Genomic DNA, 21443 nt, shown 5'->3' on the forward strand with positions numbered 1-21443 from the left:
GAAACTATTTGCACCACGTTTGGTAACAGGATCATGTCGCCCGCTCGTCATCCCGCAGCAGCATCGACAGCGCCACCATGGTCAGCCCGACCCCGACCCAGACGATGCCCGGCGGCAGACCATTGCCCAGCGCCACCTCCCACAGGATCACCCAGCTGGGCGTCAGGTAGGTATAGGCCATGACCTTGGCCGACGGCAGGCGCAACGTGGCGAACTGCAACAGCACAAAAGTGGCCGACGAGGCAAAGATCGCCACATACAGGATGGTCACCCAGACGATCCCGGGCAGGTCCGCCCACGGCGTTGCCATCAGGTCGCGCCACCCCCACAGGGTCAACAGGACGGCCCCCGCAACCAGCATCCCGAAGGTAAAGACCACCGCAGGCTCGCCCCGGTTCAGCTTGCGCACCATCGGGGTATAGATGGCGTGGCTGACGCATCCAAAGAAATAGATGACCTCGCCCCGCCCGACCTCGAACGCCAGAAAGGCCGCCAGGTCCGCGCGAAAAATCACCCACAGGGCACCCGTTGCCCCAACCGCGAGGGCCAGCGCCATCCGGGGTGTCGTGATCTGGCGCAGCAGGATGTAGCCGAAGACGCCAGACATGACCGGCGTCAGGGTGAAGACGGCCGCCGCACTGACCGGAGCGGCGGTTTTCAACCCCTCGAACATCAGGACAAAGTAGATGGCAAAGGTCGCGCCCAGAACGGCATAGCGCCAGGGCGCGTTGAGCGCGGCACGCGGTATGCCGCCCCGCGCCGCAACCGCCACGCCGATGACCAGCGCCGCGATCCAGAACCGTACGGCGTTCAGGGCGGCGGGGGCGATGTCGTTCGCCGCCAGCGCGCCCAGTGAAAAGGACCCGGCCACCAGCGCCGAAAACAGAAGCATCGCGGCATGGCCGCGCAAGGCAGGGGTCACAGGACGTGCCAGTCCTTGGACCGTTCCTTGAGAAACGTGAGAAAGGCCTGCACCTTGTTGGTGCGGTGCAGATCGACATGGGTGACCAGCCACAGGGGCGACGACCAATCCTCGCGCGGGGTCGTGATTTCGACCAGGTCGGGGTTGGCGCGCGCCTCCATCACCGGCAAAAATCCGATGCCAGCCCCCGCCAGAACCGCCTGTTCAAGGGCCCGCACATCTGTCGACCGGAAGGTGATGTCGTCCTCGGCCACCTGACTGCGCAGCCATTTGTGAAACGGCGCGCGGTTGTCGGCGACATCATGGCTGACAAAGCGGTGCCCCTTGGCGGCGCCGATGTCGTCGGGGCGCCCATGTTCGGCCACGTATCCCTTGGTCGCATACAGCCCCATGGACTGCCGCACGAAAGGCTGGACCACGTTGTCGGGCTGGTCCGGCGCGTTGCCCGCGCGGATGGCCACATGTGCCTCTCCATATTCCAGGCGGAACAGACGCTCACCCGTCAGATACCGCACGATGACATCCGGGTGTTTTTGCTGGAACTCGGTCAGCACGGGCGCCATGCGCGGCGCCATCGTGACCAGAGAGGTCACGACAAGTTCGCCCGACACTTCGGTGCCGCGTCCCTTGATGCGGCCCACCAACTGGCTGAACTGATCATCCGTGGCCTGCGCCACGCGAAACAGGTCGTCGCCCGCCTCGGTCGGGGTGTAGCCGCGCGCGTGGCGCTGAAACAGCTTGACGCCCAGCCGCCCTTCCAGCGCGTCGATATGGCGGATGACCGTGGCATGGTGCACGCCCAGCACATCCGCCGCACCGCTCACGGTGCCCATGCGCGCCACCTGATACGCGGTCTTGATTTCGTCCCAATTGTCCATGGTCAACGTATTCTCTGTGCAAATTCTAACAGATGCTGTTGATTTTCAGTAATTGCGTTCGAATTTGCAATATCCAATTCTATCAGCACACCACGACATTCTTATCCCATACCGAGGACCCGACAATGACCATTCTGCATATCGACAGTTCTGCCCGCACCCAAGGGTCGGTGACACGTGACCTGAGCGCCCGCATCGTCGCCAAGCTGGGGGGCGATGTGATCCGCCGCGACCTGACCGAAGCACTGCCTCAGATCACCGAGACATGGGTAAACGCCAACTTCACCCCCGTGGACGACCGTGATGCCGCACAGCGGGACACGCTGGCCCTGTCCGACAGCCTGGTGGAGGAACTGAACGCCGCCGACACCATTGTCATCGGCGCGCCCGTCTACAACTTTGGCGTGCCGGCCGCCCTGAAGGCCTGGATCGACCTGGTTGCCCGCGCCGGTGTGACCTTCAAATACAGTGAAACCGGCCCCGTCGGCCTGTTGCAGGGCAAGCGCGCGATTATCGCCATCGCCACCGGCGGCACAGCCGTCGGATCCGAGATCGACTTTGCCACCGGGTACCTCAAGCACATCATGGGCTTTATCGGCATCCACGACGTCGAGGTGATCGCCGCTGACCGCGTCATGGCCCATGGCGAAGAGGCCGTGGCCGACGCCAAGGCCGAGATCGAGAAGCTGGCCGCCTGATCCGCGCCACCCCTCACCGCAATAAAGCCCCCGTCCGTGCGGCGGGGGCCAATCGTTTCAATGGCAGTGGTACGGCTGCGATCCGGCATGGCAGCACTGTCCGGGGGGCGACGATTTCCGACAGCCTCCGCCGTGATAAACGGCTTGCGCGGATGACGCGGACAAAACGGACGCCGCAAAACCGGGCGTAGCCATGGGTCCGGCCAGGGAAAAGGATGCGAGGGTTACAAATACAAGTTTCAATCGAACTCCTGTGCGCAGTGCGCGGCAATTAAAGGTTAACGGAAGGTTAACGCGCGCAACGCCGGCAGGTTCCGGGACTTGTGAACAAGCGGTTCCGATCTGTAGCGTGCCCCCATGACCGTGGTCCGCAACCTGCCCAGCCAATTGATCCTCGCCCACGCCCCGTGGTTTCTGGGCGGCGGCCTGATCGTGTGCATCATCGGGTGCGCGGCGGCGGGTCTTGCGCTGCTTGCGGCAGGCGAAACCGCGGGCCTGCTGACGGTCGCAGCGGGCGCAGGTGTGCCCCTTGGCATCTTCGCGATGGCGATCAAGCGGGACCAGGTGATCTTTGACGCGCGCGCAGGCACCGTCACCGTCCAGCGCCGCACCTTGCTGAAATATGCCAGCGCGGTGCACCCGCTGGACGGCGTGCGCCGGGCCGAGGTCGAGGCGTTTTCGGACACGGCCCGCCCGGTTCTGACCTTTCACGGCAGCACGGCGCCCTATCCGCTGGTCGAAGCGTTCCAGTCCGGCAATGGCCCGCGCCATTCAGCCCAGGCCATAAACGATTGGTTGCGGACCTACCGGCGGGCAGCCTAGCGCCCGGACCAGATGTCGGCCTCGGTCAGGCCCATTTCGGCCAGGTCCGGTGCCCGCCGTCTGGCATCCGCGTCCCACGACATGTAAAATTCATCAAGCTGCGGCGGCTGAACCGGGGTCAGGCTGAGCAGGCCATGCACTTGCCCGCGGTGATGGATCTGGTGCTGGATCAGATGCAGAAAGGTGCGGTCGAACCGGTCCTCCTGCACCCCGCTGTCGCGCGGCATCAGCACCGTGCGGCCAGGGTCGGACAGGGTCGCATCCTCGGTCACCGCGATCAGGCGCCGGTCGACATCCCGTTGCGCGGCCCTGAGAGCGTCAAGGTCACGATGCGGCACGTCGTCCACAAAGGCGGACGGTCCCATACACGCCCCTTCCAAAGCAGACACATAGAACCAATCTACGATCAGGATGTGGTTCAGCGTCGCGATGATCGAGCCGAAGAACGATGCGCGCGGCGCGTCCAATTCGGCCGGCGTCAATCCGGCGCACGCCCGATGCAGACGATGGTTGGCCCATGCGTTGTTGTAGGCCTGAGGAACAAACAGCTGGGTCATGCGGGCCTGTCCTTTCCTTGGGCGGTGCCCAAAAAATTGTGCCGAATTGATCAGGATCAGGGCGCGCGCGCCCCCGGTCCCTATCCTGGAACCGGTACCAGACAGGAGACGGACCATGAAACACTTCATCGCCACCTTCGCCCTGATTTGCAGCGCACCGCTCAGCGCAGGCGCGCAGGACACCAGCAATGGCGCGACCCTCTATCAACGGCATTGCGCCACCTGCCACGGGGTCGAAGCGCGCGGGGACGGTCCGATGCGCCCGGCCTTGCTGCTGCAACCGCCCGGCCTGCGCGATCTTGCGGCGCGGAACGACGGGGTCTTTCCCATCGCCCGCGTGGTGTCCCGCATCGACGGGCGCGACCCGCTGGTCAGCCACGGATCACCCATGCCGGTCTATGGCTGGTATTTCGAGGGTGAGGACACCGCGCTGAAAGCCGAAACCGGGCAGCCCATTCTGACCAGCAAGCCCATCGTGGACCTGATGGCCTATCTGGAGAGCATTCAGGAATAGCGCACGACATCCAGCCACGACTTCAACGTACATCGTGCGCCCCCGCGCGCGCGACACGCCAACACGTGCAAACAAAATCCCCCCATCGGTCGAATAAACCGCACCGACCTCGTGTTTCCTCATCACAACGACATTGATGAGTGCGACACAGAGGGAATTGAACAATGCAAAAGATTGATGGGGTCAACTATCCGGACGACGTGCAAGGGGTGCTGGACGATGACAAGCTCGGCCCGATGTTTCGGGCGTATCTTAAGAAAAAGGGCACAGAAGCGAGCTATTTGTTTCTGGATGCCGCCAACAAAAAACAGGATCCGAAAGCACATTTCAAACAGTTCTTTGCCGACGGTGCCAAATGTGAAGTCAACGTAGAGTCCAAGCTGCTGCTGGCTGCCAAGAGATTGGGCAAGGCGCAGGACTGGAAGTCCAAGGAGTGGAAAGGCATCTACGAAGCCGCGGTCGCCAAAACCCGCTCGGTAATCGACCTGCAGTACCTTGATTCATTCTTCACATCCGACGCGTTCAAAGAACACCACTTCTATACGATTGAAAAAGACATGCTGCGCAAGAACTATCCAGCGCTGCTTAAGGATTTGAATACTGCTGACAAAAAGGCGGTCGCGAATGTCGCCGCATTGTTGAAAGCCGACAAGAAAAAAGCCCCGCGCGCTGTCAAAGCCTTGGTCAAGAAAAACAAAATCGCGGAAAAGCCCCCCGGTGTGATTAAGAAGATCAAGAAGGCATTCAAAATCAAGTAATTTAAGCAGGGCGCAGGCTTGGTTTATTCTTCGGCCTTTCCCCGCCTGCGCCCATTGTCCCCAAACCGCAAGGGGCCGCTCCCTGCACCGCGCATGAAACACCCCGGATGTGCGGGGCTGCGTTTCATCGGCACGTCCTGGCCAGACTGCCGCCTTTCACTTGACACGCAAAGCACACTCACCTATCTGCCCACCAACACCCGGAAGCTCATCCTTCCGGTCCCTTGGGTCACACCGGGATCGCCCTCCGTCAGCGCGTTGCGCCCACGGGGGCGGTCGTCGTTTGGGTCATCCCTTGGGGTCTCCACCGCCCGGTCTTATCTCGGGCATGAACGCAACGGTCGAAAGGATGCAGGCCCATGTTTGAAAATCTCTCCGAACGCCTCTCCGGTGTCTTCGACCGTCTGACCAAGCAAGGCGCGCTGAGCGAGGACGACGTCAAGACCGCCCTGCGCGAGGTCCGCGTGGCGCTGCTCGAGGCCGACGTGTCGCTGCCCGTCGCGCGCGATTTCATCAAGCGTGTGCAGGACGAGGCGACAGGCCAGGCCGTCACCAAATCCGTCACCCCCGGCCAGCAGGTCGTCAAGATCGTGCATGACGCGCTGGTGGCGACGCTCACGGGCGAAGGTGAGCCGGGTGCGCTCAAGATCGACAGCCCCCCCGCCCCCATCCTCATGGTCGGCCTTCAGGGCGGCGGTAAAACCACGACCACCGCAAAACTCGCAAAACGCCTCACCGAACGGGATGGCAAGCGCGTGCTCATGGCGTCGCTGGACGTCAACCGCCCCGCCGCCATGGAACAGCTTGCCATCCTTGGCACCCAGATCGGCGTCGACACCCTGCCCATCGTGAAGGGCGAAGACCCCGTCGCCATCGCCAGACGCGCCAAGACGCAGGCCAGCATGGGCGGCTATGACGTTTACATGCTCGACACCGCCGGTCGCCTGTCGATCGACGAAGAGCTGATGAGCCAGGTCGAACAGGTCCGCGACGTCGCCACCCCGCGCGAGACGATCCTCGTGGTGGACGGCCTGACGGGGCAGGACGCCGTCAACACCGCCCAGAACTTTGACGACCGCATCGGCATCACCGGCGTCGTCCTCACCCGCATGGACGGCGACGGCCGCGGCGGTGCCGCCCTGTCCATGCGCGCCGTCACCGGCAAGCCCATCAAGTTCGTGGGCCTGGGCGAAAAGATGGACGCGCTCGAAACCTTCGAGCCGGACCGCATCGCGGGCCGCATTCTGGGCATGGGCGACATCGTCAGCCTTGTCGAAAAGGCGCAGGAAACGATTGAGGCCGAACAGGCCGAAAAGATGATGAAGCGCATGGCCAAGGGTCAGTTCAACATGAACGACCTGAAGATGCAGCTGGAACAGATGATCAAGATGGGCGGTATGGAAGGCATGATGGGCATGATGCCCGGCATGGGGAAATTGTCGAAACAGGTGGCGGATGCCGGGTTTGACGACAAGATCCTCAAGCAGCAGATCGCCATGATTCAATCCATGACGAAAAAGGAACGCGCCGCCCCCCAAATCCTGCAAGCCTCCCGCAAGAAACGCATCGCCGCAGGCTCGGGCATGCAGGTCAGCGACCTCAACAAGCTGCTGAAAATGCACCGCCAGATGTCGGACATGATGAAGAAGCTCGGCAAGGGCAAGGGCGGCATGATGAAACAGGCGATGAAGGCGATGATGGGCAAGGGCGGCATGCCCGACATGGGCAACATGGACCAGGCCCAGATGGAAGCGGCAGCCAAGCAGCTTGGCGGCAAGATGCCCGGCGGCCTGCCCGGTCTCGGTGGTGGCGGTATGCCCCTGCCCCCCGGCCTTTCGGGGTTCGGCAAAAAGAAATGATCACCGCGCTCATCACATATGTGATCGACCCCGCAAAGGTCGATGCGTTCGAGGTCTACGCACGCGCGTGGATACACCTCGTAACGCGCATGGGCGGCATCCATCACGGCTATTTCCTTCCCTCCGAAGGGGCCAACAACAAAGCCTGGGCCATGTTCTCGTTCCCGTCGCTCGCCGCCTACGAAGCCTACCGCACGGAAATGGCCCAGGACGGCGACTGCCAACGCGCCTACCAACACGCGCAAGACACGGGCTGCATCCTCAGCTTCGACCGCACCTTCACCCGCCCCGTGCTCGACGGTGCCACAGTCGCGGAACTTGGCCTATGATCCCGACCGTCACCACCGACCGGCTGATCCTGCGCGGCGCACGGCGCGACGATTTCGACGCGTTTGCGGATATGCTCGCGGCGGATCGCACCGCCTATATGGGTGGCCCGTTCGACCGGGCGGCGGCGTGGCGGCTCTTTGCCATGAACCTGGCAAGCTGGCCGCTTGATGGCTTCGGCGCTTGGATGATCACCGACCGCACCACGGGCGCATTCCTGGGCGATGTGGGCATCACCCACCCGATCCGCTTTCCGGAACCCGAGCTTGGCTGGACGCTGACAGGCGATGCCGAAGGTCAAGGCTACGCCACCGAAGCCGCAAGCGCGGCCCTCGACTGGTACTGGACCAACACCGACGCCGACACGGTGGTCAGCTACATCACCCCTGGCAACACCCGCTCCGAAGCGCTCGCCTCCAAACTCGGCGCAACGCTGGGCCCCGATGCCCCCCTGCCCGACGGCGAAACGCCCGCGGAAACGGCGGTCTACCGCCACGGACGGCCCGCATGACCGCCGCCACGACCCTCACGACCGACCGCCTGACCCTGCGCCAGCCGCAGGCCAGCGACCTGCGCGCCTACACGTCCTATTGCGCCAGCCCCCGCACCAAGTTCGTCGGTGGCCCCTTTGCCGCGCCCAAGGCCTTTGACAAGTTCGCGGCCATGACCGGCCATTGGACGCTGCGCGGCTTTGGCCGTTACATCATGGAGCGTGACGGCACACCCATTGGTCACGTTGGACCGATGCAGCTTGATGACACGCAACCACCGGAATTCACGTGGACCCTGTGGGACGGCACATACGAGGGCCGTGGGCTTGCCACCGAAGCGGCCTGCCGGGTCCGCGATCACCTTCTGGGTGATCTCGGCTGGCCCGAGATGATCGTCCACATCCTGCCCGGCAACACCGGCTCCGTCGCAATCGCAAAGCGCATCGGGGCTGTCCTCACGAAGGACCCCGCGCCTGAATGGTACGATGGGGCGCATGTCTACCGCCTGACCGCAGGGGTGCCCGCATGATCACCCTGACCGGCACTCCAACGCTCACGACCGACCGGCTGACCCTGCGCGCCCCACGGCCCGCAGACGCGCCCACCTTTATCGCGTTCTACAAAACCGACCGCGCCCAATACGTGGGCGGCCCCAAGGACGATAAACGCGGGTGGGAATTCTTTTGCACCGAAATCGGCCACTGGGTCATGCGCGGCTACGGCATGTTTGTCGTGACTTACACGGGCGACGACACGCCGCTTGGCATCGTCGGCCACTGGAACCCGAAAACCTGGCCGGAACAGGAAGTCGGCTGGGTGATCTTCGACCCCGCGCTCGAAGGCAAAGGCGTCGCGTACGAGGCGGCCAAGGCCGTCATCGACTACACCTGGACCACGCTGAAATGGGACACCATCGTCAGCTACATCGCCTATCCGAACACGCGCTCCATCGCGCTGGCCGAACGTCTGGGTGCCGTGCGCGACGAAACCGCCGATACCCCCGGCAAGGCCTATGTCTACCGCCACCCGAGGCCCGCGGCATGACGTTCCCCTGCGAAACACCCCGCACCGGCGCCGCATCCCTTTTTGCGGTTGCCCTGCAAGGGCATCTGCCAATCCTTGCGACGGATCGCCTGATCCTGCGCGCGCCCCGCGTGACGGATTTCGACACCTACGCCGGGATCGCCTGCACCGACCGGGGCAAGCACCTGGGTGGTCCTATGACCCGCGAAGATGCCTGGCTCGACTTCTCCCAGATGACGTCCACCTGGCTCCTGCATGGCCACGGGCTCTGGACCATCGGGCACGCGGGCGACATCGCGGGCTTCGTCGTGCTGGGGTTCGAACCCGGCGACGCAGAACCGGAACTGGGCTACCTGCTGACGACACAGTCCGAAGGCAAGGGGCTGGCCTTCGAAGCGGCCCAAGCGGCCCTGTCCCATGCGTGGGACACGCTCGGCTGGTCCACGCTGGTCAGCTATATCGACCCCGCCAACACCCGCTCGATCAAGCTGGCGCAAAAACTTGGCGCGCTGCCCGATGGCGAGATCACGGACCACACCGGCACGGCCCTGGTCTATCGCTACCGGCGGGAGGGGACGTGATGCCCCATACCGCCATCCCCGTGATCGAAACCAGACGGCTGGTCCTGCGCGGCCCGCAGCCCGAGGATTATCCGGACTTCAAGGCGACATTCGCCTCCTACCGCTCCCGCTTCATGGGCGGCCCGCTGAACCCTTACGAGGCGTGGATGCTTTACGCCGCCGAAATCGGGCACTGGGACATCCGCGGCTTCGGCATGTGGATGATCCACGACAAGGACACCGATGACACCTACGGCATGGCAGGCGGCTGGCAGCCCGCAGGCTGGCCGGAACGCGAAATCGCCTGGATCATCTGGCCCGACAAGGCAGGCAAGGGCTACGCGCTCGAAGCGACGCATGCCGTGCGCGCGCATTATTATGCCAAGGGCTGGGGCGGCGCGGTCAGCTATCTTGATCCGATGAACCTCGACAGCATCCGGCTGGCCGAACGGTTGGGCGCCACCAAGGACAAAGAGGCGCAGACCATCGACGGCTCGGACGCCGTCTACCGGCACCCCTCGCCCGCTGCCCTGGATGGCACGCAACTGGCGCATGGGATCGAAATGGAAATCGGCCACTACGCCGACCCGATGTTCAAACCGAAAGGATGGGCGCTTGACTGATGCCGTCTCCAAAGCAGCCGAAGTGCTGGCCGACCACCGCGCCAGCATCGACCGGCTGGATGCGATCCTCGTCTATACGCTGGGCGAGCGGTTCAAACACACGCAGGCCGTGGGGAAACTCAAGGCCGCACACGACCTTCCGCCCTCTGATCACGCGCGCGAAGCCGCGCAGATCACCCGGCTCGAAGATTTGGCAAACCGGGCCGATCTGGACCCCGAGTTCGCCAAGAAGTTCCTGAACTTCATCATCGCTGAAGTCATTCAGCACCACCAAAAACACCAATCGTAGGGTGGGCAATCTGCCCACCACCCAAACAGAAACAAAAGGAAATACACCATGGCTATGAAAATTCGTCTCGCCCGCGGCGGCTCGAAAAAGCGTCCCTTCTACCGCATCGTGGCAGCAGACAGCCGCATGCCCCGCGACGGCCGCTACATCGAAAAGCTGGGCACGTATAACCCGCTCCTGCCCAAGGACAGCGAAGAGCGCGTGAAGATGAACATGGAACGCGTGCAGTACTGGCTGGGCGAGGGCGCACAGCCCACCGACCGGATCGCCCGTATGCTTGAAGCCGCAGGCGTCCTGGACAAGAAAGAGCGCAACAACCCCAACAAGGGCGCGCCTGGCAAGAAGGCACAGGAACGCGCAGAAGAGAAAGCAGCCAAGGCCGCCGAAGCGGCCGAAGCCCCTGCAGAAGAGGCGCCCGCAGAGGACGCCGCCGCAGAAGAAACGGCAGAGTAATCAGGGGTTCGGCGCGTGGATGCCTTTGAGGAAGACTTCCGCAGCCAGCTTCTGACCCTGATGGCGTGGCGGCGCGACGTGCGCCGATTTCGCACCGACCCCGTGCCCGAGGCAGTGCTGATGCGCTGCCTCGACACGTTTCGGCTGGCCCCGTCGGTGGGTCTGTCCGAACCCTGGCGCATCGTCCGGGTCCAAAGCGACACGGCCCGCGCCGCTGCAATCGAAAACTACAAGACCGCCAATGCACAGGCCCTTGCCGGTTACGACGGCGATCAGGCCACCAGCTACAGCCAACTCAAGCTGTCGGGCATGGAAGATGCCCCGGAACACCTTGCCATATTCTGCGACGACAGCACCGCACAGGGCCACGGCCTTGGCGCGGCGACGATGCCCGAAATGCGCCGCTATTCCGTGGTGGGGGCTATCACCCTGATGTGGCTCGCGGCCCGGGCGGACGGGCTGGGCATGGGCTGGGTGTCCATCCTGGATCCGGATCGGCTGTGCCGCGACCTGGCCGTGCCCGCAGGCTGGTCGCTGGTCGGCTACATGTGTGTCGGCTGGCCCGAAGAACCGTCCGACACACCCGAATTGGAACGCGCCGGTTGGGAACACCGCCACGATCTGCCCATTGAAACGCGTTAGCCGGCCGAAATCTTGAGCCCGGCCACACCGGCAACGATGGCCAGCGCCGACAGCACCTTGAGCGGTGTCAGCGCCTCGCCCAGAAACGCATATCCCAGCGCCACGGTGCCCAGCGTGCCCACGGCCGTCCAGATCGGATAGGCCACGCTCACCGGCAAGTCCCGCAAGGCAAGCGTCAGAAAGCCGATGCCCGCAATGACAGCGACGACGGTCACAACCGTGGCCCGCACATTCGTAAAGCCATCCGCATATTTCATGCTCATCGCAAAGGTCACTTCAAAGACCGCCGCAAGACCAAGATAAAACCACGCCATTGCGCGTCTCCCTGTTTGGAACTGATTGGTTCCTTAACTAGTATGCCTTGCGCGGGATGCAAGGCGTAAACAGGCATGGGCGCGGAAAACGCGCCCATGCCCGACCCGCCGTCAGGCCAGTGTCTTGGTGAACGTGACCTTGTCCTCGTCCGGTCCGAAAAAGCCCGGAATGGTTGCCACGTGATCATACCCGCGGGCCGCATAGAAGCGGCGCGCGCGGTCCTGATCCGGCGTCTGCGTGGTGTCGATCACCAGCAACCGGGCCGTGCCCAACGCAGCTTCGACCGACTGGATCAGGGCCGTTCCGGCCCCTGCGCCATGCAGGTCGGGCCGCGTCGCGATGGCCCGCAGGTTCCACGTCCGGTCCGTCATCGCTTCGGGCTGCACAAAGGCAAACCCGACAGGGGTGTCACCCTGCAACACCACCCGCCAGATGTCCTCGGTGTTCCCGTTCAGACCGGGGGCCATCATGTCGGGCAGCATGTCGCCCGGAAACAATGTGGCCTCGGCAATCGGGGCAAGAAACGGGATGTCGGTGTCACGCGCAGGGCGTGTTTGATAGAGGTCTGGCATAGCCATCCTTTCGTGTTTTCAATGTGTTGAATAGCGTTGCCAATGGGCAACGTCGCAGGTCCGATGGCACAGCCCAAACGTCCCGCCAAAGCGGGCGTTCCGTCCGTTGCTTGCGTCGCTTGCACGACGCCGGGGGCATGTGCCCGCTTATACCGACATAAAATCTCCGTCTCCGCGCCGTCGCGCGCGGTGCCCCGACCCTAGCTTAGGCACGCAGGCTCGGGCAACCGCGCACTGGACAAGCCACCGCATCGTGTCGCAAATGCATCTACTGTCCGATAAAGGAAACCGATGTTTGGATTGATCCGCACTGCTGTCCTGATCCTGATCGCCTTTGTGGCGGGTCTGATGTTCGAGCGCAGCCAGGCCGCCGACGCCTGTGCGGTGCAGGGCGGCGCGATGCGCGACGGGGTGTGCTGGAATGAGTGATGATCTGATCTGTGTCGGGGCCATTGGCGGGGCCTATGGTGTGCATGGCGAAGTGCGGATCAAGTCGTTCTGCGCCCAGCCCGAAGACATCGAGACATACAGCCCGCTGACCACGGAAGACGGCAAACGGTCCTTTGCGCTGGCGATTGTGCGCCCGATGAAGAACGGCTTTGTCGTGCGCATCGCCGATGTGGCCAGCAAGGAACAGGCCGACGCGCTGAAGGGCACGCAGCTGTTTGCCCGCCGCGATCAGTTGCCGCACCTGCCGGATGACGAATTCTACTACACCGATCTTGTGGGCCTTGATGTCTACGATACCGGCGGCGGATCGCTGGGCCGGGTCAAGTCGGTGCAGAACCACGGCGCCAGCGACCTGCTCGAGGTGCACGCACCGGGGGCAACCGCCACCGTTCTGCTGCCCTTCACCAAGGCGGCGGTTCCGACCGTTGATCTGGGCGCACGCCGCATCGTTGCCGATCCGCCCGAGGGTCTGTTCTGATTGCGGGCATTCCCCTTGGGCTGCGGATCGCGTAACACGCGCGCATGTCGACGCCACCCAAATCCCACGGCCGCAAGGCCATTCGCCCGACCCTGACACCCTCGTCCCTGATGGACGAGGCCCCTGACCTGGTCGGTGTCTGGCAGGCGCGGGTCGTGACGCTTTTTCCCGAAACCTTTCCCGGCGTGCTGGGTGCATCGCTCACGGGCAAGGCGCTGCAGGATGGCAAGTGGCAGCTTCACACCCACGACCTGCGGGCGCATGGGGTGGGCAAGCATCGCAATGTCGATGACACGCCCGCGGGCGGCGGTGCGGGCATGGTCCTGCGCGCCGACGTCGTCAGCGCCGCCATTGCCGAAGCACAGGCACATGCGCGCGGACGCTGGCCGATCCTGTATCTGTCCCCGCGGGGACAGCGTTTTGATCAGGCCATGGCGCGCGACCTGGCGCGCTGCGACGGGGTCACGATGCTGTGCGGCCGGTTCGAAGGGGTGGACGAGCGCGTGCTTGAACACTGGAACATCACCGAAGTCAGCCTTGGCGACTTTGTGATGACAGGCGGAGAGATCGCGGCGCAGGCCCTGCTGGACGCCACGGTGCGCCTGCTGCCGGGCGTGCTGGGCAACGCGGAAAGCGCGGTGGACGAAAGCCACTCGAACGGGCTGCTGGAACATCCGCAATACACCCGCCCGTCCACATGGGAAGGGCGCGACATCCCCGAGGTGCTGATGTCCGGGCATCACGGCAATGTGGAAACCTGGCGCCGTGAACAGTCCGAACGCCTGACCGAACAACGCCGCCCCGACCTGTGGGCCGCGCACAAGGACCAAAAAGCATGATCGACTGGCTGCTTTTCATTCCGGCATGTTTTGCCCTCAACCTCGCCTTTGGCCCGAACAACCTTCTGGCGATGACCCACGGTGCGCGGCGCGGCATCGGCTTTGCACAGGCGCCGGGCCTTGCGCGCCTGCTGGTTTTCATACCCATGATCAGTCTCAGCGCCCTTGGCCTCGGTGTGGTTCTATCGGCCTCGGCGCTTGCATTTTCCATCGTGAAGACTGTGGGCGCTGCCTACCTCATATGGCTCGGCTTCCGGCTCTGGCGCAGCGCGCACCGTTTGCACTCAACACCCGACACCGAACAGACGCTTGACCTGCGCAGTGCCGCACGCGCCGAAGCGCTGGTGGCGATCAGCAACCCCAAGGCGATCCTGATCTTTGCCGCCTTCTTTCCGCAGTTTGTGACAACCGGCGCCTACTGGCAAAGCTATGCAGCACTCGGGGCGGCGTTTCTCGCCCTCGAAGCGCTGGCAATCCTGGCCTATGCCACAGCGGGGCGCAGCGCGGCGCGCATGGCGGCGCGGCGGCTGCCGTTGATGCAGCGGGTCTCTGGCGCCATGATGGCGATATTCGGCGTGATCCTGTTGGCGAGCCCGCAGCCCGCGCCGCGTTGATGGCAGGCCTCATTCGAGGCTTGATCACACCCGGCAGGGCCCCTATACACCGCGCATTCCGACTCGGGGCTCGTCCCGACCGGACCCTTTGGCGCGTGGCACCTTCTTCGGTGATGAACGCATGCGGCTTTGGGCAGAGACAAGAAATGATGACCTGACCTCCGGCGGGCGCGGAATGCGGACCCGATGAAGACACGAGAGCTCTCAAGGCGCGACACACCTTCGTGGGAAAACCACGAGCATGAGATAGGAGACCAGGCCCATGGACCTGATCGCACAGCTTGAGGCGGAGCAAATTGCCGCCCTGGGGAAAGACATCCCCGACTTCAAGGCCGGTGACACCATCCGCGTCGGCTACAAGGTAACCGAAGGCACGCGCACCCGTGTGCAGAACTACGAAGGCGTCTGCATCGCCCGCAACAACGGCCAGGGCATTGCCGGGTCGTTCACCGTGCGCAAGATTTCCTTTGGCGAAGGCGTGGAGCGGGTGTTCCCCCTCTACTCGACCAACATCGACAGCATCACCGTGGTCCGCCGCGGTCGCGTGCGTCGCGCCAAACTGTACTACCTCCGCACCCGCCGCGGCAAATCGGCCCGGATCGCGGAAGTCGCCAACTACAAACCCAAGAAGTCCGAAGGAGCCAAGGCATGAAGGCCGATACGCATCCCGACTACCACATCATCGACGTCAAGATGACGGACGGCACCGTGGTGCAAATGAAGTCGACCTGGGGCAAGGAAGGCGACCAGTTGTCGCTTGACATCGACCCGTCGGTGCACCCCGCGTGGACGGGCGGTTCGTCCCGCCTGATGGACACCGGCGGCCGCGTGTCGAAGTTCAAGAACAAGTACGCAGGCCTGGGCTTCTAAAGCCGCCCGCCAAGCAAAAGAGAAAGCCGCTCCGTCCTGGGGCGGCTTTTTTCTTTGGCCTCCTCAATCTTGCTGAAACGCTGAGTCGGTCCGATACTGACGAGATCCAGTCCAGGGCCAGACCATGCACACCGCGCCACTTGTCATTGCCATCGTGATTGTCACACTGCCGGTTACCGCGCTGGGGGATGTCATCGCAGCCACAAAACGCGCCAGGGCCAAAGAGTTCGACGCCGTGGCAACCGTCCAATGTGCCCAAGAGGTCGGACAAGCCCTCGCCCCCTGCGAGGCATCGGTTGCACGCGTGGCTGGATCGGCGGCGGTGGTCGTCACCTTCCCCAACGGATTTGCCCGCACGCTGACCTTTTCCGACGGAGATTTCCTGCGCGGGAACGCCACCATGTCCGGTGTCGGTACCGACACCGCGTGGCATCTGTCGGACGGAATTTATCGTCTCCGGGTGGACGACCAGCGCTTTGATATTCCCGAAACGCTGGTCACTGCAGATTAGCCGCCGGGCGTCAGCTTGTAGATGATGCCCTCGTCAATCGATGTATACAGGCTGCCATCCGGCCCCATCACAACCGACCTGAACCGGCCCGACTCCATCGGCAGGGTCATTTCGGTCACGTCCTCCACATCCGTCACATCGGCATTCAGATGGATCACATCCAGCCGCTGCCCGATGGGCGTGCCGCCAAAGCCGATGCCCATGATGCCGACCACCATGGCCCCGTCCCAGTCGCCCCAGGCGTCGCCCTCAAGGAAAGCGGCCGAGGACATACCCTGCGACCAACCGTTGTTGTTCCAGACCGGTGGCATGGCGTCAGGGTACGTGTCGAAATCGGTCATCGGCATGAAAGCCGCGCGTTCATAACGGTTCATGCCCTCTTCCTGATTGGGGCTGTACCCGCAATAATTGTCCGGGCATTCGCCGCGCCCCGCCATGTTCGGGCGCGGGTCCCAGCCGGCATTGCCGCCGTTTTCCAGAATGGTGATTTCATCCGAATGCCACGGCCCGTGCTCTGCGGTGATGGCCTGGCCGGTCTCCGGATGAAACGCAATCCCCTGCACGTTGCGGTGGCCGTAAGTGTAGGTGCGCGCGTCAAATCCTTCGGGCGGGGTATTGTCGGGATGAGCGTTGCCATCCGTGTCGATGCGGATCACCTTGGACCCCATCATGGTCGGGCTTTGCGGCACCTCGCCATTGTGGGTGTCGCCCGTCGTCAGCCACAGCGCACCGTCCGCGCTGAACCGCACGCGACCGCCATTGTGCGCGCCGGGGCCGCCAAAGGGATGGTCCGAAGCCGCCATTTTGTAGGGCACATCATCGATAATGTCCGTGCGATCCGACACGCCTGTGAAATCGTCGCTGAGCGTGAACCGCATCAGCCGGTTGGTGTGCGGGTCCGACATGTTCGACGTCGAATAGACATAGATGCGCCGGTTGTCGGCAAAATCGGGATCAAAGGCGACGCCCATCATGCCGGCCTGTCCCTCACAGAACAGATCTGCACCGTTGGACGCATACCCCGCTGTTTCACCCACACCGTAAAGCGCGTTTACGGTACCATCCGGCATCCGCACCGACAGCCCCTTGCACTTTTCGGTGAAAAGCATCGTGCCATCGTCGAGAAATGCCATGTCCCACGGATTCTCCAGGCCCTCCAGGACGACCTCATGTGTCAGAGTGGTGGTGTTCTGGCCGCTTTGCGCCAGCGCAGGCGCTGATGAGAGAGCCGTCGCCGCGAGCAGCGATGCAATCAGCGGCAGTTTGGATTGAATTGAATAGCCGGACATAGTTTCCTCCCTGAAATGATACTTGCCGTCATCCGGAAGGTGTTTTTTGTTCTTGTGATCCGGACACGCCGAGACTTTCACGGTATGGTGGTACCATACGCCGGTCAATGCTCGCTTCGGTGAAGGGCGGCTTTATGCCGGTCCACCATACGGTGACGCAGGATCAGTCGAACGCTGTCGCCACATAGACAGAGATGTTGACGATATCCTCGTCCGACAGCTTCTTTGCGTGCGAAATCATAAGAATCGAGTTTGGTCCGATCCTTTCACCTGCCCGGTAGCGTTCAATCTGGGTGGCAATATATGACGGCTCCAGATCGGCCAGTGCAGGGTAGCTTGATGCGCCCTGTGCCCTGTTGCCATGGCAGGCCTTGCAGGATTTTTGAAAGATGGCCTCCGCGGCATCTGCATCAATCTCGTGCTCGACGGTCAGTGTTTCAAAACTGCTCGCAGATGCGGTGTCGTCCTTCGCCTCTTCGGCCCAGGCGGCAACGCTCCACATTGCAACCGCTCCGATCAGCACACGGGTCTTTACCATCGTCCTGGCCTCCTCTTATACCTGACACCCGGGTGAAGCTATAGCTGCAGCCCAGCAGGTCCAATGGTTCTCGCGCGGTCGCGTCAGCGCGCCAGTGCTGCGGCCTCCCTGGCCAGGTTTTCGATCCCGGCCCAGTCCCCGGCCTGCACCTTGTCCTTGGGTGCAACCCAACTGCCACCGGCGCAGACGACATTGGGCAGGCTCAGGTAGCTTGCCGCGTTGCCCATGCTTACCCCGCCCGTGGGGCAGAACGAAATCTGCGGCAAGGGTGCGCCAATGGCCTTGAGGGCAGGCGCGCCGCCAGAGGCTTCGGCGGGAAAGAACTTGAGCATGTCATACCCGCGTTCAAAGAGCGCCATTGCTTCGGACGCGGTGGCCGCGCCCGGCAGAAGGGGCAAGTCCTCGGCCTCGCAGGCTGCGATCAACGCCTCGGTCGCGCCGGGCGATACGCCAAATTGTGCGCCGGCCTCCTTGGCGGCTTTGACATCATCGGGCGTCACAAGCGTGCCTGCCCCGACAACCCCGCCTGTCACCTTGGACATGGCCGCGATCACCTCGAGCGCGGCGGGCGTGCGCAATGTCACTTCAAGCGCGGGCAGCCCCCCGGCCACCAGCGCCTCGGCCAGAGGAACGGCATGGGCCACGTCATCTACCACCAGCACAGGCACAATCGGCGCGAGGTCACAGATTTCACGGGCGCGCACGGCGGCGGCTTTGGCGGTCAGCATTCAAAAATCTCCAAACACGGTCGCGCCGGTATTGGCGGACCCAACTGTATTGCGGAAGGCGTGGAACATGTCGCGGCCCACCCCCCAATGATTGTCCGAAAGATCGGCCGTGGCGTGCGGGCGGTCAAGCACCCCGTCGGTCAGCACCTCGAGTTGCCCCGTGACCGCGTCGACGCGGATCACGTCGCCGTCCTGCACCTGCGCGATCACGCCGCCATCCAGCGCTTCGGGGCAGACATGAATGGCCGAGGGCACCCGGCCCGACGCGCCCGACATGCGCCCGTCGGTGACCAGCGCCACCTTCTGGCCGCGTCCCTGCATGATACCCAGCATGGGCGTAAGACTGTGCAGTTCGGGCATGCCGTTGGCCTTGGGACCCTGGAACCGAACGACGATAACGAAATCGCCTTCCGCGAACGCGCCGGCCTTGAAGGCGGATTTCACCTGCTCCTGATCATGGAACACCCGCGCCGGGGCCTCGACCACGCGGTGTTCGGGCGCCACGGCCGACACCTTCATCACGCCGGTGCCAAGGTTGCCGACCAGGCGGCTCAGACCTCCGGTGTCCTGGAACGGGTCCGAGACCGGGCGCACGATCTTGTCGTTCAGGCTGGTGCCCGCACCGGGTGTCCAGGTCAGGTCCCCGTCAATCAGCTTGGGTTCCTGGGTGTAGTTCTCGAGCCCCTCGCCCGCGACCGTTTGCGTATCGTCGTGCAGCAAACCGGCCTTGAGCAATTCGCCGATCATGAAGCCAAGCCCCCCTGCCGCGTGGAAGTGGTTCACATCCGCCAGACCATTGGGGTAGACCCGCGCGATCAGCGGCGTCACTTCGGACAGGTCACAGAAATCCTCCCAATCCAGCACGATGCCGCCTGCCCGCGCCATCGCGATCAGGTGGATCAACAGGTTGGTCGAGCCGCCCGTCGCGTTCAGCCCCACGATGCCATTCACGAACGCCTTTTCATCCAGGATGTTGCAGACGGGGGTATAGTTGTTGCCCAGCGCCGACAGCGACAGGGCCCGTTTGGCCCCTTCGACCGTCAGCGCCTCGCGCAAGGGTGTGTTCGGGTTCACGAAGGACGATCCGGGCAGGTGCAGGCCCATGAACTCCATCAGCATCTGGTTGGTGTTGGCCGTCCCGTAAAAGGTGCAGGTGCCGGGGCCGTGGTAGGCCGCCATCTCCGACGCCAGAAGCTCTTCGCGTGTCGCCTCGCCCGCTGCGAACCGCTGCCGCACCTTCGCCTTGTCATCGTTGGACAGGCCCGAGGTCATCGGACCTGCGGGCAGGAATACCGCTGGCATGTGACCAAAGGATTGTGCCGCGATGATCAGGCCCGGCACGATCTTGTCGCAGACACCCAGGAAAACGGCGGCGTCAAAGACGTTGTGGGACAGTGCCACGCCGGTCGCCATCGCAATCACGTCGCGTGAAAACAGGCTGAGTTCCATGCCTGCCTCGCCCTGGGTCACACCATCGCACATCGCGGGCACGCCGCCCGCGACCTGCGCCGTGCCGCCTGCCGCGCGGATCGCATCGCGGATGAGGGTCGGGTAGGTCTCGAACGGCTGGTGCGCCGACAGCATGTCGTTATAGGCCGTCACGATCCCGAGGTTGCCATTGCTGGCCTCGGCCAACCGGTCCTGATCCGGGCCGGCGGCGGCAAAGGCATGGGCCTGCCCGCTGCACGACAGGTGCGCCCGTGCCGGGCCTTGGGATTTTGCCGCGGCCATGCGGTCCAGATAGCGGCGGCGCGACCGCGCGCTGCGTTCGATCACACGTTCGGTCACGCGTTCCAATGTCGGGTGCAGAGGCATGATGCTCTCCTATCTCCTCATCTCGGTTTGGCCGTATCATATCACATGGTGGCTGATAGCGCTAACATCATCCAACTGCAATGCCCGCGCCACGGTGCCGCAGGAAAGTTGGTTTGCCCGCTTTCAAAGGGTGCAAACACAACATATAGTGGCCCAAAATTCGCAAAGCGGATGTGCGGTAAGGGGACGGTCATGGCGCATATCATCGTTGTCGGCAACGAAAAGGGTGGGGCAGGCAAGTCTACCGTGTCGATGCATGTGGCCACGGCACTGGCCCGCGCAGGCAAGAAGGTCAGCGCGCTGGACCTGGACCTGCGGCAGCGGACCTTTGGTCGCTATGTTGAAAACCGGCGGTCCTTCCTGACCTCGGCCGAATTGGACCTGCCATCGCCGGATGTGCACGACCTGCCCGAGATCGACGCCCATGACCTGAAACCGGGCGAAAACATCTATGATCATCGGCTGAGCGCGGCAGTTGCCACGCTTGAGCCGGACAATGATTTCATCATCATCGACTGCCCCGGATCGCACACACGGCTCAGCCAGGTGGCGCATTCGCTGGCCGACACGTTGATCACGCCCCTGAATGACAGCTTTGTCGATTTCGACCTGCTGGCCCGGATCGATGCCACGGGCGAAAAGATCCTTGGCCCGTCCGTCTATTCCGAAATGGTCTGGAACGCGCGCCAGTTGCGCGCGCAGGCGGGCCTGAAACCCATCGACTGGATCGTGCTGCGCAACCGCATGGGTGCCCAACGCATGGTCAACAAGGAAAAGATGGAACGCGCAATCAAGATGCTGGCCCAGCGCATCGGCTTCCGCATTGCGCCGGGGTTTTCCGAGCGGGTGATCTTTCGCGAGCTGTTTCCGCGCGGCCTGACCCTGCTGGACCTCAAGGATATCGGGGTCAAGCAGCTCAACATCTCGAACGTGGCCGCACGCCAGGAACTGCGCGACCTGATCAAGGCGCTGAACCTGCCCGAGGTCGAAATCGACTTCTGACCCGGA

At 63.4% G+C, this 21443-nt stretch carries 31 protein-coding genes; 22 read left to right on the top strand and 9 right to left on the bottom strand.

All coding sequences use genetic code 11. The features are described from left to right. Positions 1–31: 31 nt before the first annotated feature. Both Q0844_RS18900 and Q0844_RS18905 read right to left on the bottom strand, forming a co-directional pair. On the bottom strand, positions 32–922 hold the full coding sequence (locus Q0844_RS18900; RefSeq protein WP_299048241.1) for a DMT family transporter: 891 nt from the start codon (positions 920–922) through the stop codon (positions 32–34). After that, positions 919–1800 carry a LysR family transcriptional regulator gene (locus Q0844_RS18905; protein WP_299048598.1) on the bottom strand — a complete coding sequence of 294 codons (882 nt, stop codon included), beginning with the start codon at positions 1798–1800 and terminating at the stop codon, positions 919–921. The genes Q0844_RS18900 and Q0844_RS18905 overlap by 4 nt, the downstream gene beginning before the upstream one ends. A gap of 125 nt (positions 1801–1925) precedes the next feature. On the opposite strand from Q0844_RS18905, the gene Q0844_RS18910 reads away from it, so the two are divergent. Further along, positions 1926–2498, top strand: a complete 573-nt coding sequence (locus Q0844_RS18910) for an NAD(P)H-dependent oxidoreductase (RefSeq protein WP_299048243.1) — start codon at positions 1926–1928, stop codon at positions 2496–2498. A 357-nt stretch (positions 2499–2855) separates the two neighbouring features. Beyond that, positions 2856–3320, top strand: coding sequence for a hypothetical protein (locus Q0844_RS18915; protein WP_299048246.1), 465 nt, complete (start codon positions 2856–2858; stop codon positions 3318–3320). Here Q0844_RS18915 and Q0844_RS18920 read toward each other — a convergent pair. After that, a complete protein-coding gene (locus Q0844_RS18920) occupies positions 3317–3877 on the bottom strand; it encodes a DinB family protein (protein ID WP_299048247.1) in 561 nt (186 codons plus the stop codon). The genes Q0844_RS18915 and Q0844_RS18920 overlap by 4 nt on opposite strands. Before the next feature lie 115 nt (positions 3878–3992). Between Q0844_RS18920 and Q0844_RS18925 the strand changes: the two genes are divergently transcribed. From Q0844_RS18925 to bluB, 12 genes are all read left to right on the top strand, one after another. Further along, on the top strand, positions 3993–4391 hold the full coding sequence (locus Q0844_RS18925) for a cytochrome c (RefSeq protein ID WP_299048249.1): 399 nt from the start codon (positions 3993–3995) through the stop codon (positions 4389–4391). Positions 4392–4555: 164 nt separating this feature from the next. Beyond that, a complete protein-coding gene (locus Q0844_RS18930; RefSeq protein WP_299048252.1) occupies positions 4556–5149 on the top strand; it encodes a hypothetical protein in 594 nt (197 codons plus the stop codon). A gap of 359 nt (positions 5150–5508) precedes the next feature. Next, positions 5509–7008 carry a signal recognition particle protein gene (gene ffh, locus Q0844_RS18935; RefSeq protein ID WP_299048255.1) on the top strand — a complete coding sequence of 500 codons (1500 nt, stop codon included), beginning with the start codon at positions 5509–5511 and terminating at the stop codon, positions 7006–7008. After that, positions 7005–7337 carry an NIPSNAP family protein gene (locus tag Q0844_RS18940; RefSeq protein WP_299048258.1) on the top strand — a complete coding sequence of 111 codons (333 nt, stop codon included), beginning with the start codon at positions 7005–7007 and terminating at the stop codon, positions 7335–7337. The genes ffh and Q0844_RS18940 overlap by 4 nt, the downstream gene beginning before the upstream one ends. After that, positions 7334–7846, top strand: coding sequence for a GNAT family N-acetyltransferase (locus Q0844_RS18945; RefSeq protein WP_299048261.1), 513 nt, complete (start codon positions 7334–7336; stop codon positions 7844–7846). Before Q0844_RS18940 ends, Q0844_RS18945 begins: the two co-directional genes overlap by 4 nt. Continuing rightward, positions 7843–8355, top strand: a complete 513-nt coding sequence (locus tag Q0844_RS18950; protein ID WP_299048264.1) for a GNAT family N-acetyltransferase — start codon at positions 7843–7845, stop codon at positions 8353–8355. Before Q0844_RS18945 ends, Q0844_RS18950 begins: the two co-directional genes overlap by 4 nt. Beyond that, positions 8352–8870 (top strand): GNAT family N-acetyltransferase, encoded by a 519-nt coding sequence (locus Q0844_RS18955; RefSeq protein ID WP_299048266.1) that lies wholly within the window; start codon positions 8352–8354, stop codon positions 8868–8870. Before Q0844_RS18950 ends, Q0844_RS18955 begins: the two co-directional genes overlap by 4 nt. Then, a complete protein-coding gene (locus Q0844_RS18960; RefSeq protein ID WP_299048268.1) occupies positions 8867–9430 on the top strand; it encodes a GNAT family N-acetyltransferase in 564 nt (187 codons plus the stop codon). The genes Q0844_RS18955 and Q0844_RS18960 overlap by 4 nt, the downstream gene beginning before the upstream one ends. Then, positions 9430–10032, top strand: a complete 603-nt coding sequence (locus Q0844_RS18965; RefSeq protein ID WP_299048269.1) for a GNAT family N-acetyltransferase — start codon at positions 9430–9432, stop codon at positions 10030–10032. Before Q0844_RS18960 ends, Q0844_RS18965 begins: the two co-directional genes overlap by 1 nt. After that, positions 10025–10321: a chorismate mutase gene (locus tag Q0844_RS18970; protein WP_299048272.1), complete on the top strand. Its 297-nt coding sequence runs from the start codon at positions 10025–10027 to the stop codon at positions 10319–10321. The genes Q0844_RS18965 and Q0844_RS18970 overlap by 8 nt, the downstream gene beginning before the upstream one ends. Before the next feature lie 48 nt (positions 10322–10369). Further along, the gene (rpsP, locus tag Q0844_RS18975; protein ID WP_299048276.1) at positions 10370–10774 is read left to right on the top strand and encodes a 30S ribosomal protein S16; all 405 of its coding nucleotides are present in this window, start codon (positions 10370–10372) and stop codon (positions 10772–10774) included. Positions 10775–10789: 15 nt separating this feature from the next. Continuing rightward, positions 10790–11416 (top strand): 5,6-dimethylbenzimidazole synthase, encoded by a 627-nt coding sequence (gene bluB, locus Q0844_RS18980; RefSeq protein ID WP_299048279.1) that lies wholly within the window; start codon positions 10790–10792, stop codon positions 11414–11416. On the opposite strand, the gene Q0844_RS18985 is transcribed toward bluB, so the two are convergent. Continuing rightward, positions 11413–11730 carry a multidrug efflux SMR transporter gene (locus Q0844_RS18985; RefSeq protein ID WP_299048282.1) on the bottom strand — a complete coding sequence of 106 codons (318 nt, stop codon included), beginning with the start codon at positions 11728–11730 and terminating at the stop codon, positions 11413–11415. The two genes, bluB and Q0844_RS18985, sit on opposite strands and share 4 nt — an antisense overlap. 111 nt (positions 11731–11841) lie before the next feature. Beyond that, the gene (locus Q0844_RS18990; protein WP_299048284.1) at positions 11842–12309 is read right to left on the bottom strand and encodes a GNAT family N-acetyltransferase; all 468 of its coding nucleotides are present in this window, start codon (positions 12307–12309) and stop codon (positions 11842–11844) included. Between the two features lie 285 nt (positions 12310–12594). Here Q0844_RS18990 and Q0844_RS18995 point away from each other — a divergent pair, with 285 nt between their 5' ends. The 7 genes from Q0844_RS18995 (at position 12595) to Q0844_RS19025 (ending at position 16065) form a co-directional block, all read left to right on the top strand. Then, positions 12595–12732, top strand: a complete 138-nt coding sequence (locus Q0844_RS18995; protein WP_299048287.1) for a hypothetical protein — start codon at positions 12595–12597, stop codon at positions 12730–12732. Further along, positions 12725–13231: a ribosome maturation factor RimM gene (gene rimM, locus Q0844_RS19000; RefSeq protein ID WP_299048290.1), complete on the top strand. Its 507-nt coding sequence runs from the start codon at positions 12725–12727 to the stop codon at positions 13229–13231. Before Q0844_RS18995 ends, rimM begins: the two co-directional genes overlap by 8 nt. 44 nt (positions 13232–13275) lie before the next feature. Next, positions 13276–14070 carry a tRNA (guanosine(37)-N1)-methyltransferase TrmD gene (gene trmD / locus Q0844_RS19005; RefSeq protein WP_299048292.1) on the top strand — a complete coding sequence of 265 codons (795 nt, stop codon included), beginning with the start codon at positions 13276–13278 and terminating at the stop codon, positions 14068–14070. Beyond that, positions 14067–14684, top strand: a complete 618-nt coding sequence (locus Q0844_RS19010) for a LysE family translocator (protein ID WP_299048295.1) — start codon at positions 14067–14069, stop codon at positions 14682–14684. Before trmD ends, Q0844_RS19010 begins: the two co-directional genes overlap by 4 nt. A 262-nt stretch (positions 14685–14946) precedes the next feature. Continuing rightward, positions 14947–15336, top strand: a complete 390-nt coding sequence (gene rplS, locus Q0844_RS19015) for a 50S ribosomal protein L19 (RefSeq protein ID WP_299048297.1) — start codon at positions 14947–14949, stop codon at positions 15334–15336. Beyond that, the gene (gene rpmE, locus Q0844_RS19020; protein ID WP_189368161.1) at positions 15333–15554 is read left to right on the top strand and encodes a 50S ribosomal protein L31; all 222 of its coding nucleotides are present in this window, start codon (positions 15333–15335) and stop codon (positions 15552–15554) included. Before rplS ends, rpmE begins: the two co-directional genes overlap by 4 nt. Before the next feature lie 124 nt (positions 15555–15678). Then, on the top strand, positions 15679–16065 hold the full coding sequence (locus Q0844_RS19025) for a hypothetical protein (protein WP_299048306.1): 387 nt from the start codon (positions 15679–15681) through the stop codon (positions 16063–16065). On the opposite strand, the gene Q0844_RS19030 is transcribed toward Q0844_RS19025, so the two are convergent. The 4 genes from Q0844_RS19030 to edd form a co-directional block, all read right to left on the bottom strand. Then, complete coding sequence (locus Q0844_RS19030) at positions 16062–17354, bottom strand: PQQ-dependent sugar dehydrogenase (protein ID WP_299048309.1); 1293 nt, start codon at positions 17352–17354, stop codon at positions 16062–16064. The two genes, Q0844_RS19025 and Q0844_RS19030, sit on opposite strands and share 4 nt — an antisense overlap. A 163-nt stretch (positions 17355–17517) precedes the next feature. Then, positions 17518–17892, bottom strand: coding sequence for a c-type cytochrome (locus Q0844_RS19035; RefSeq protein WP_299048312.1), 375 nt, complete (start codon positions 17890–17892; stop codon positions 17518–17520). Between the two features lie 83 nt (positions 17893–17975). Continuing rightward, positions 17976–18620 (bottom strand): bifunctional 4-hydroxy-2-oxoglutarate aldolase/2-dehydro-3-deoxy-phosphogluconate aldolase, encoded by a 645-nt coding sequence (gene eda / locus Q0844_RS19040; protein ID WP_299048315.1) that lies wholly within the window; start codon positions 18618–18620, stop codon positions 17976–17978. After that, positions 18621–20435, bottom strand: coding sequence for a phosphogluconate dehydratase (gene edd, locus Q0844_RS19045; RefSeq protein ID WP_299048318.1), 1815 nt, complete (start codon positions 20433–20435; stop codon positions 18621–18623). It lies immediately after the preceding gene. Positions 20436–20627: 192 nt separating this feature from the next. On the opposite strand from edd, the gene Q0844_RS19050 reads away from it, so the two are divergent. Then, a complete protein-coding gene (locus Q0844_RS19050) occupies positions 20628–21437 on the top strand; it encodes a division plane positioning ATPase MipZ (protein WP_299048321.1) in 810 nt (269 codons plus the stop codon). Positions 21438–21443 lie beyond the last annotated feature (6 nt).

Origin of the sequence: uncultured Tateyamaria sp. (assembly GCF_947503465.1) — a bacterium.
Classification (GTDB): domain Bacteria; phylum Pseudomonadota; class Alphaproteobacteria; order Rhodobacterales; family Rhodobacteraceae; genus Tateyamaria.

Coding starts and splice junctions, on each gene's coding strand:
- rplS (WP_299048297.1), top strand. CDS start 14,947: ATGGACCTGATCGCACAGCTTGAGGCGGAGCAAATTGCCGCCCTGGGG.
- rpmE (WP_189368161.1), top strand. CDS start 15,333: ATGAAGGCCGATACGCATCCCGACTACCACATCATCGACGTCAAGATG.
- Q0844_RS18955 (WP_299048266.1), top strand. CDS start 8,352: ATGATCACCCTGACCGGCACTCCAACGCTCACGACCGACCGGCTGACC.
- Q0844_RS18940 (WP_299048258.1), top strand. CDS start 7,005: ATGATCACCGCGCTCATCACATATGTGATCGACCCCGCAAAGGTCGAT.
- trmD (WP_299048292.1), top strand. CDS start 13,276: ATGTCGACGCCACCCAAATCCCACGGCCGCAAGGCCATTCGCCCGACC.
- Q0844_RS19030 (WP_299048309.1), bottom strand. CDS start 17,354: ATGTCCGGCTATTCAATTCAATCCAAACTGCCGCTGATTGCATCGCTG.
- edd (WP_299048318.1), bottom strand. CDS start 20,435: ATGCCTCTGCACCCGACATTGGAACGCGTGACCGAACGTGTGATCGAA.
- ffh (WP_299048255.1), top strand. CDS start 5,509: ATGTTTGAAAATCTCTCCGAACGCCTCTCCGGTGTCTTCGACCGTCTG.
- Q0844_RS19050 (WP_299048321.1), top strand. CDS start 20,628: ATGGCGCATATCATCGTTGTCGGCAACGAAAAGGGTGGGGCAGGCAAG.
- Q0844_RS18920 (WP_299048247.1), bottom strand. CDS start 3,877: ATGACCCAGCTGTTTGTTCCTCAGGCCTACAACAACGCATGGGCCAAC.
- Q0844_RS18905 (WP_299048598.1), bottom strand. CDS start 1,800: ATGGACAATTGGGACGAAATCAAGACCGCGTATCAGGTGGCGCGCATG.
- rimM (WP_299048290.1), top strand. CDS start 12,725: ATGAGTGATGATCTGATCTGTGTCGGGGCCATTGGCGGGGCCTATGGT.
- Q0844_RS18950 (WP_299048264.1), top strand. CDS start 7,843: ATGACCGCCGCCACGACCCTCACGACCGACCGCCTGACCCTGCGCCAG.
- eda (WP_299048315.1), bottom strand. CDS start 18,620: ATGCTGACCGCCAAAGCCGCCGCCGTGCGCGCCCGTGAAATCTGTGAC.
- Q0844_RS19035 (WP_299048312.1), bottom strand. CDS start 17,892: ATGGTAAAGACCCGTGTGCTGATCGGAGCGGTTGCAATGTGGAGCGTT.
- Q0844_RS18945 (WP_299048261.1), top strand. CDS start 7,334: ATGATCCCGACCGTCACCACCGACCGGCTGATCCTGCGCGGCGCACGG.
- Q0844_RS18990 (WP_299048284.1), bottom strand. CDS start 12,309: ATGGCTATGCCAGACCTCTATCAAACACGCCCTGCGCGTGACACCGAC.
- Q0844_RS18915 (WP_299048246.1), top strand. CDS start 2,856: ATGACCGTGGTCCGCAACCTGCCCAGCCAATTGATCCTCGCCCACGCC.
- Q0844_RS18930 (WP_299048252.1), top strand. CDS start 4,556: ATGCAAAAGATTGATGGGGTCAACTATCCGGACGACGTGCAAGGGGTG.
- Q0844_RS18910 (WP_299048243.1), top strand. CDS start 1,926: ATGACCATTCTGCATATCGACAGTTCTGCCCGCACCCAAGGGTCGGTG.
- Q0844_RS18925 (WP_299048249.1), top strand. CDS start 3,993: ATGAAACACTTCATCGCCACCTTCGCCCTGATTTGCAGCGCACCGCTC.
- Q0844_RS19010 (WP_299048295.1), top strand. CDS start 14,067: ATGATCGACTGGCTGCTTTTCATTCCGGCATGTTTTGCCCTCAACCTC.
- Q0844_RS18965 (WP_299048269.1), top strand. CDS start 9,430: ATGCCCCATACCGCCATCCCCGTGATCGAAACCAGACGGCTGGTCCTG.
- Q0844_RS18995 (WP_299048287.1), top strand. CDS start 12,595: ATGTTTGGATTGATCCGCACTGCTGTCCTGATCCTGATCGCCTTTGTG.
- Q0844_RS18960 (WP_299048268.1), top strand. CDS start 8,867: ATGACGTTCCCCTGCGAAACACCCCGCACCGGCGCCGCATCCCTTTTT.
- Q0844_RS19025 (WP_299048306.1), top strand. CDS start 15,679: ATGCACACCGCGCCACTTGTCATTGCCATCGTGATTGTCACACTGCCG.
- rpsP (WP_299048276.1), top strand. CDS start 10,370: ATGGCTATGAAAATTCGTCTCGCCCGCGGCGGCTCGAAAAAGCGTCCC.
- Q0844_RS18985 (WP_299048282.1), bottom strand. CDS start 11,730: ATGGCGTGGTTTTATCTTGGTCTTGCGGCGGTCTTTGAAGTGACCTTT.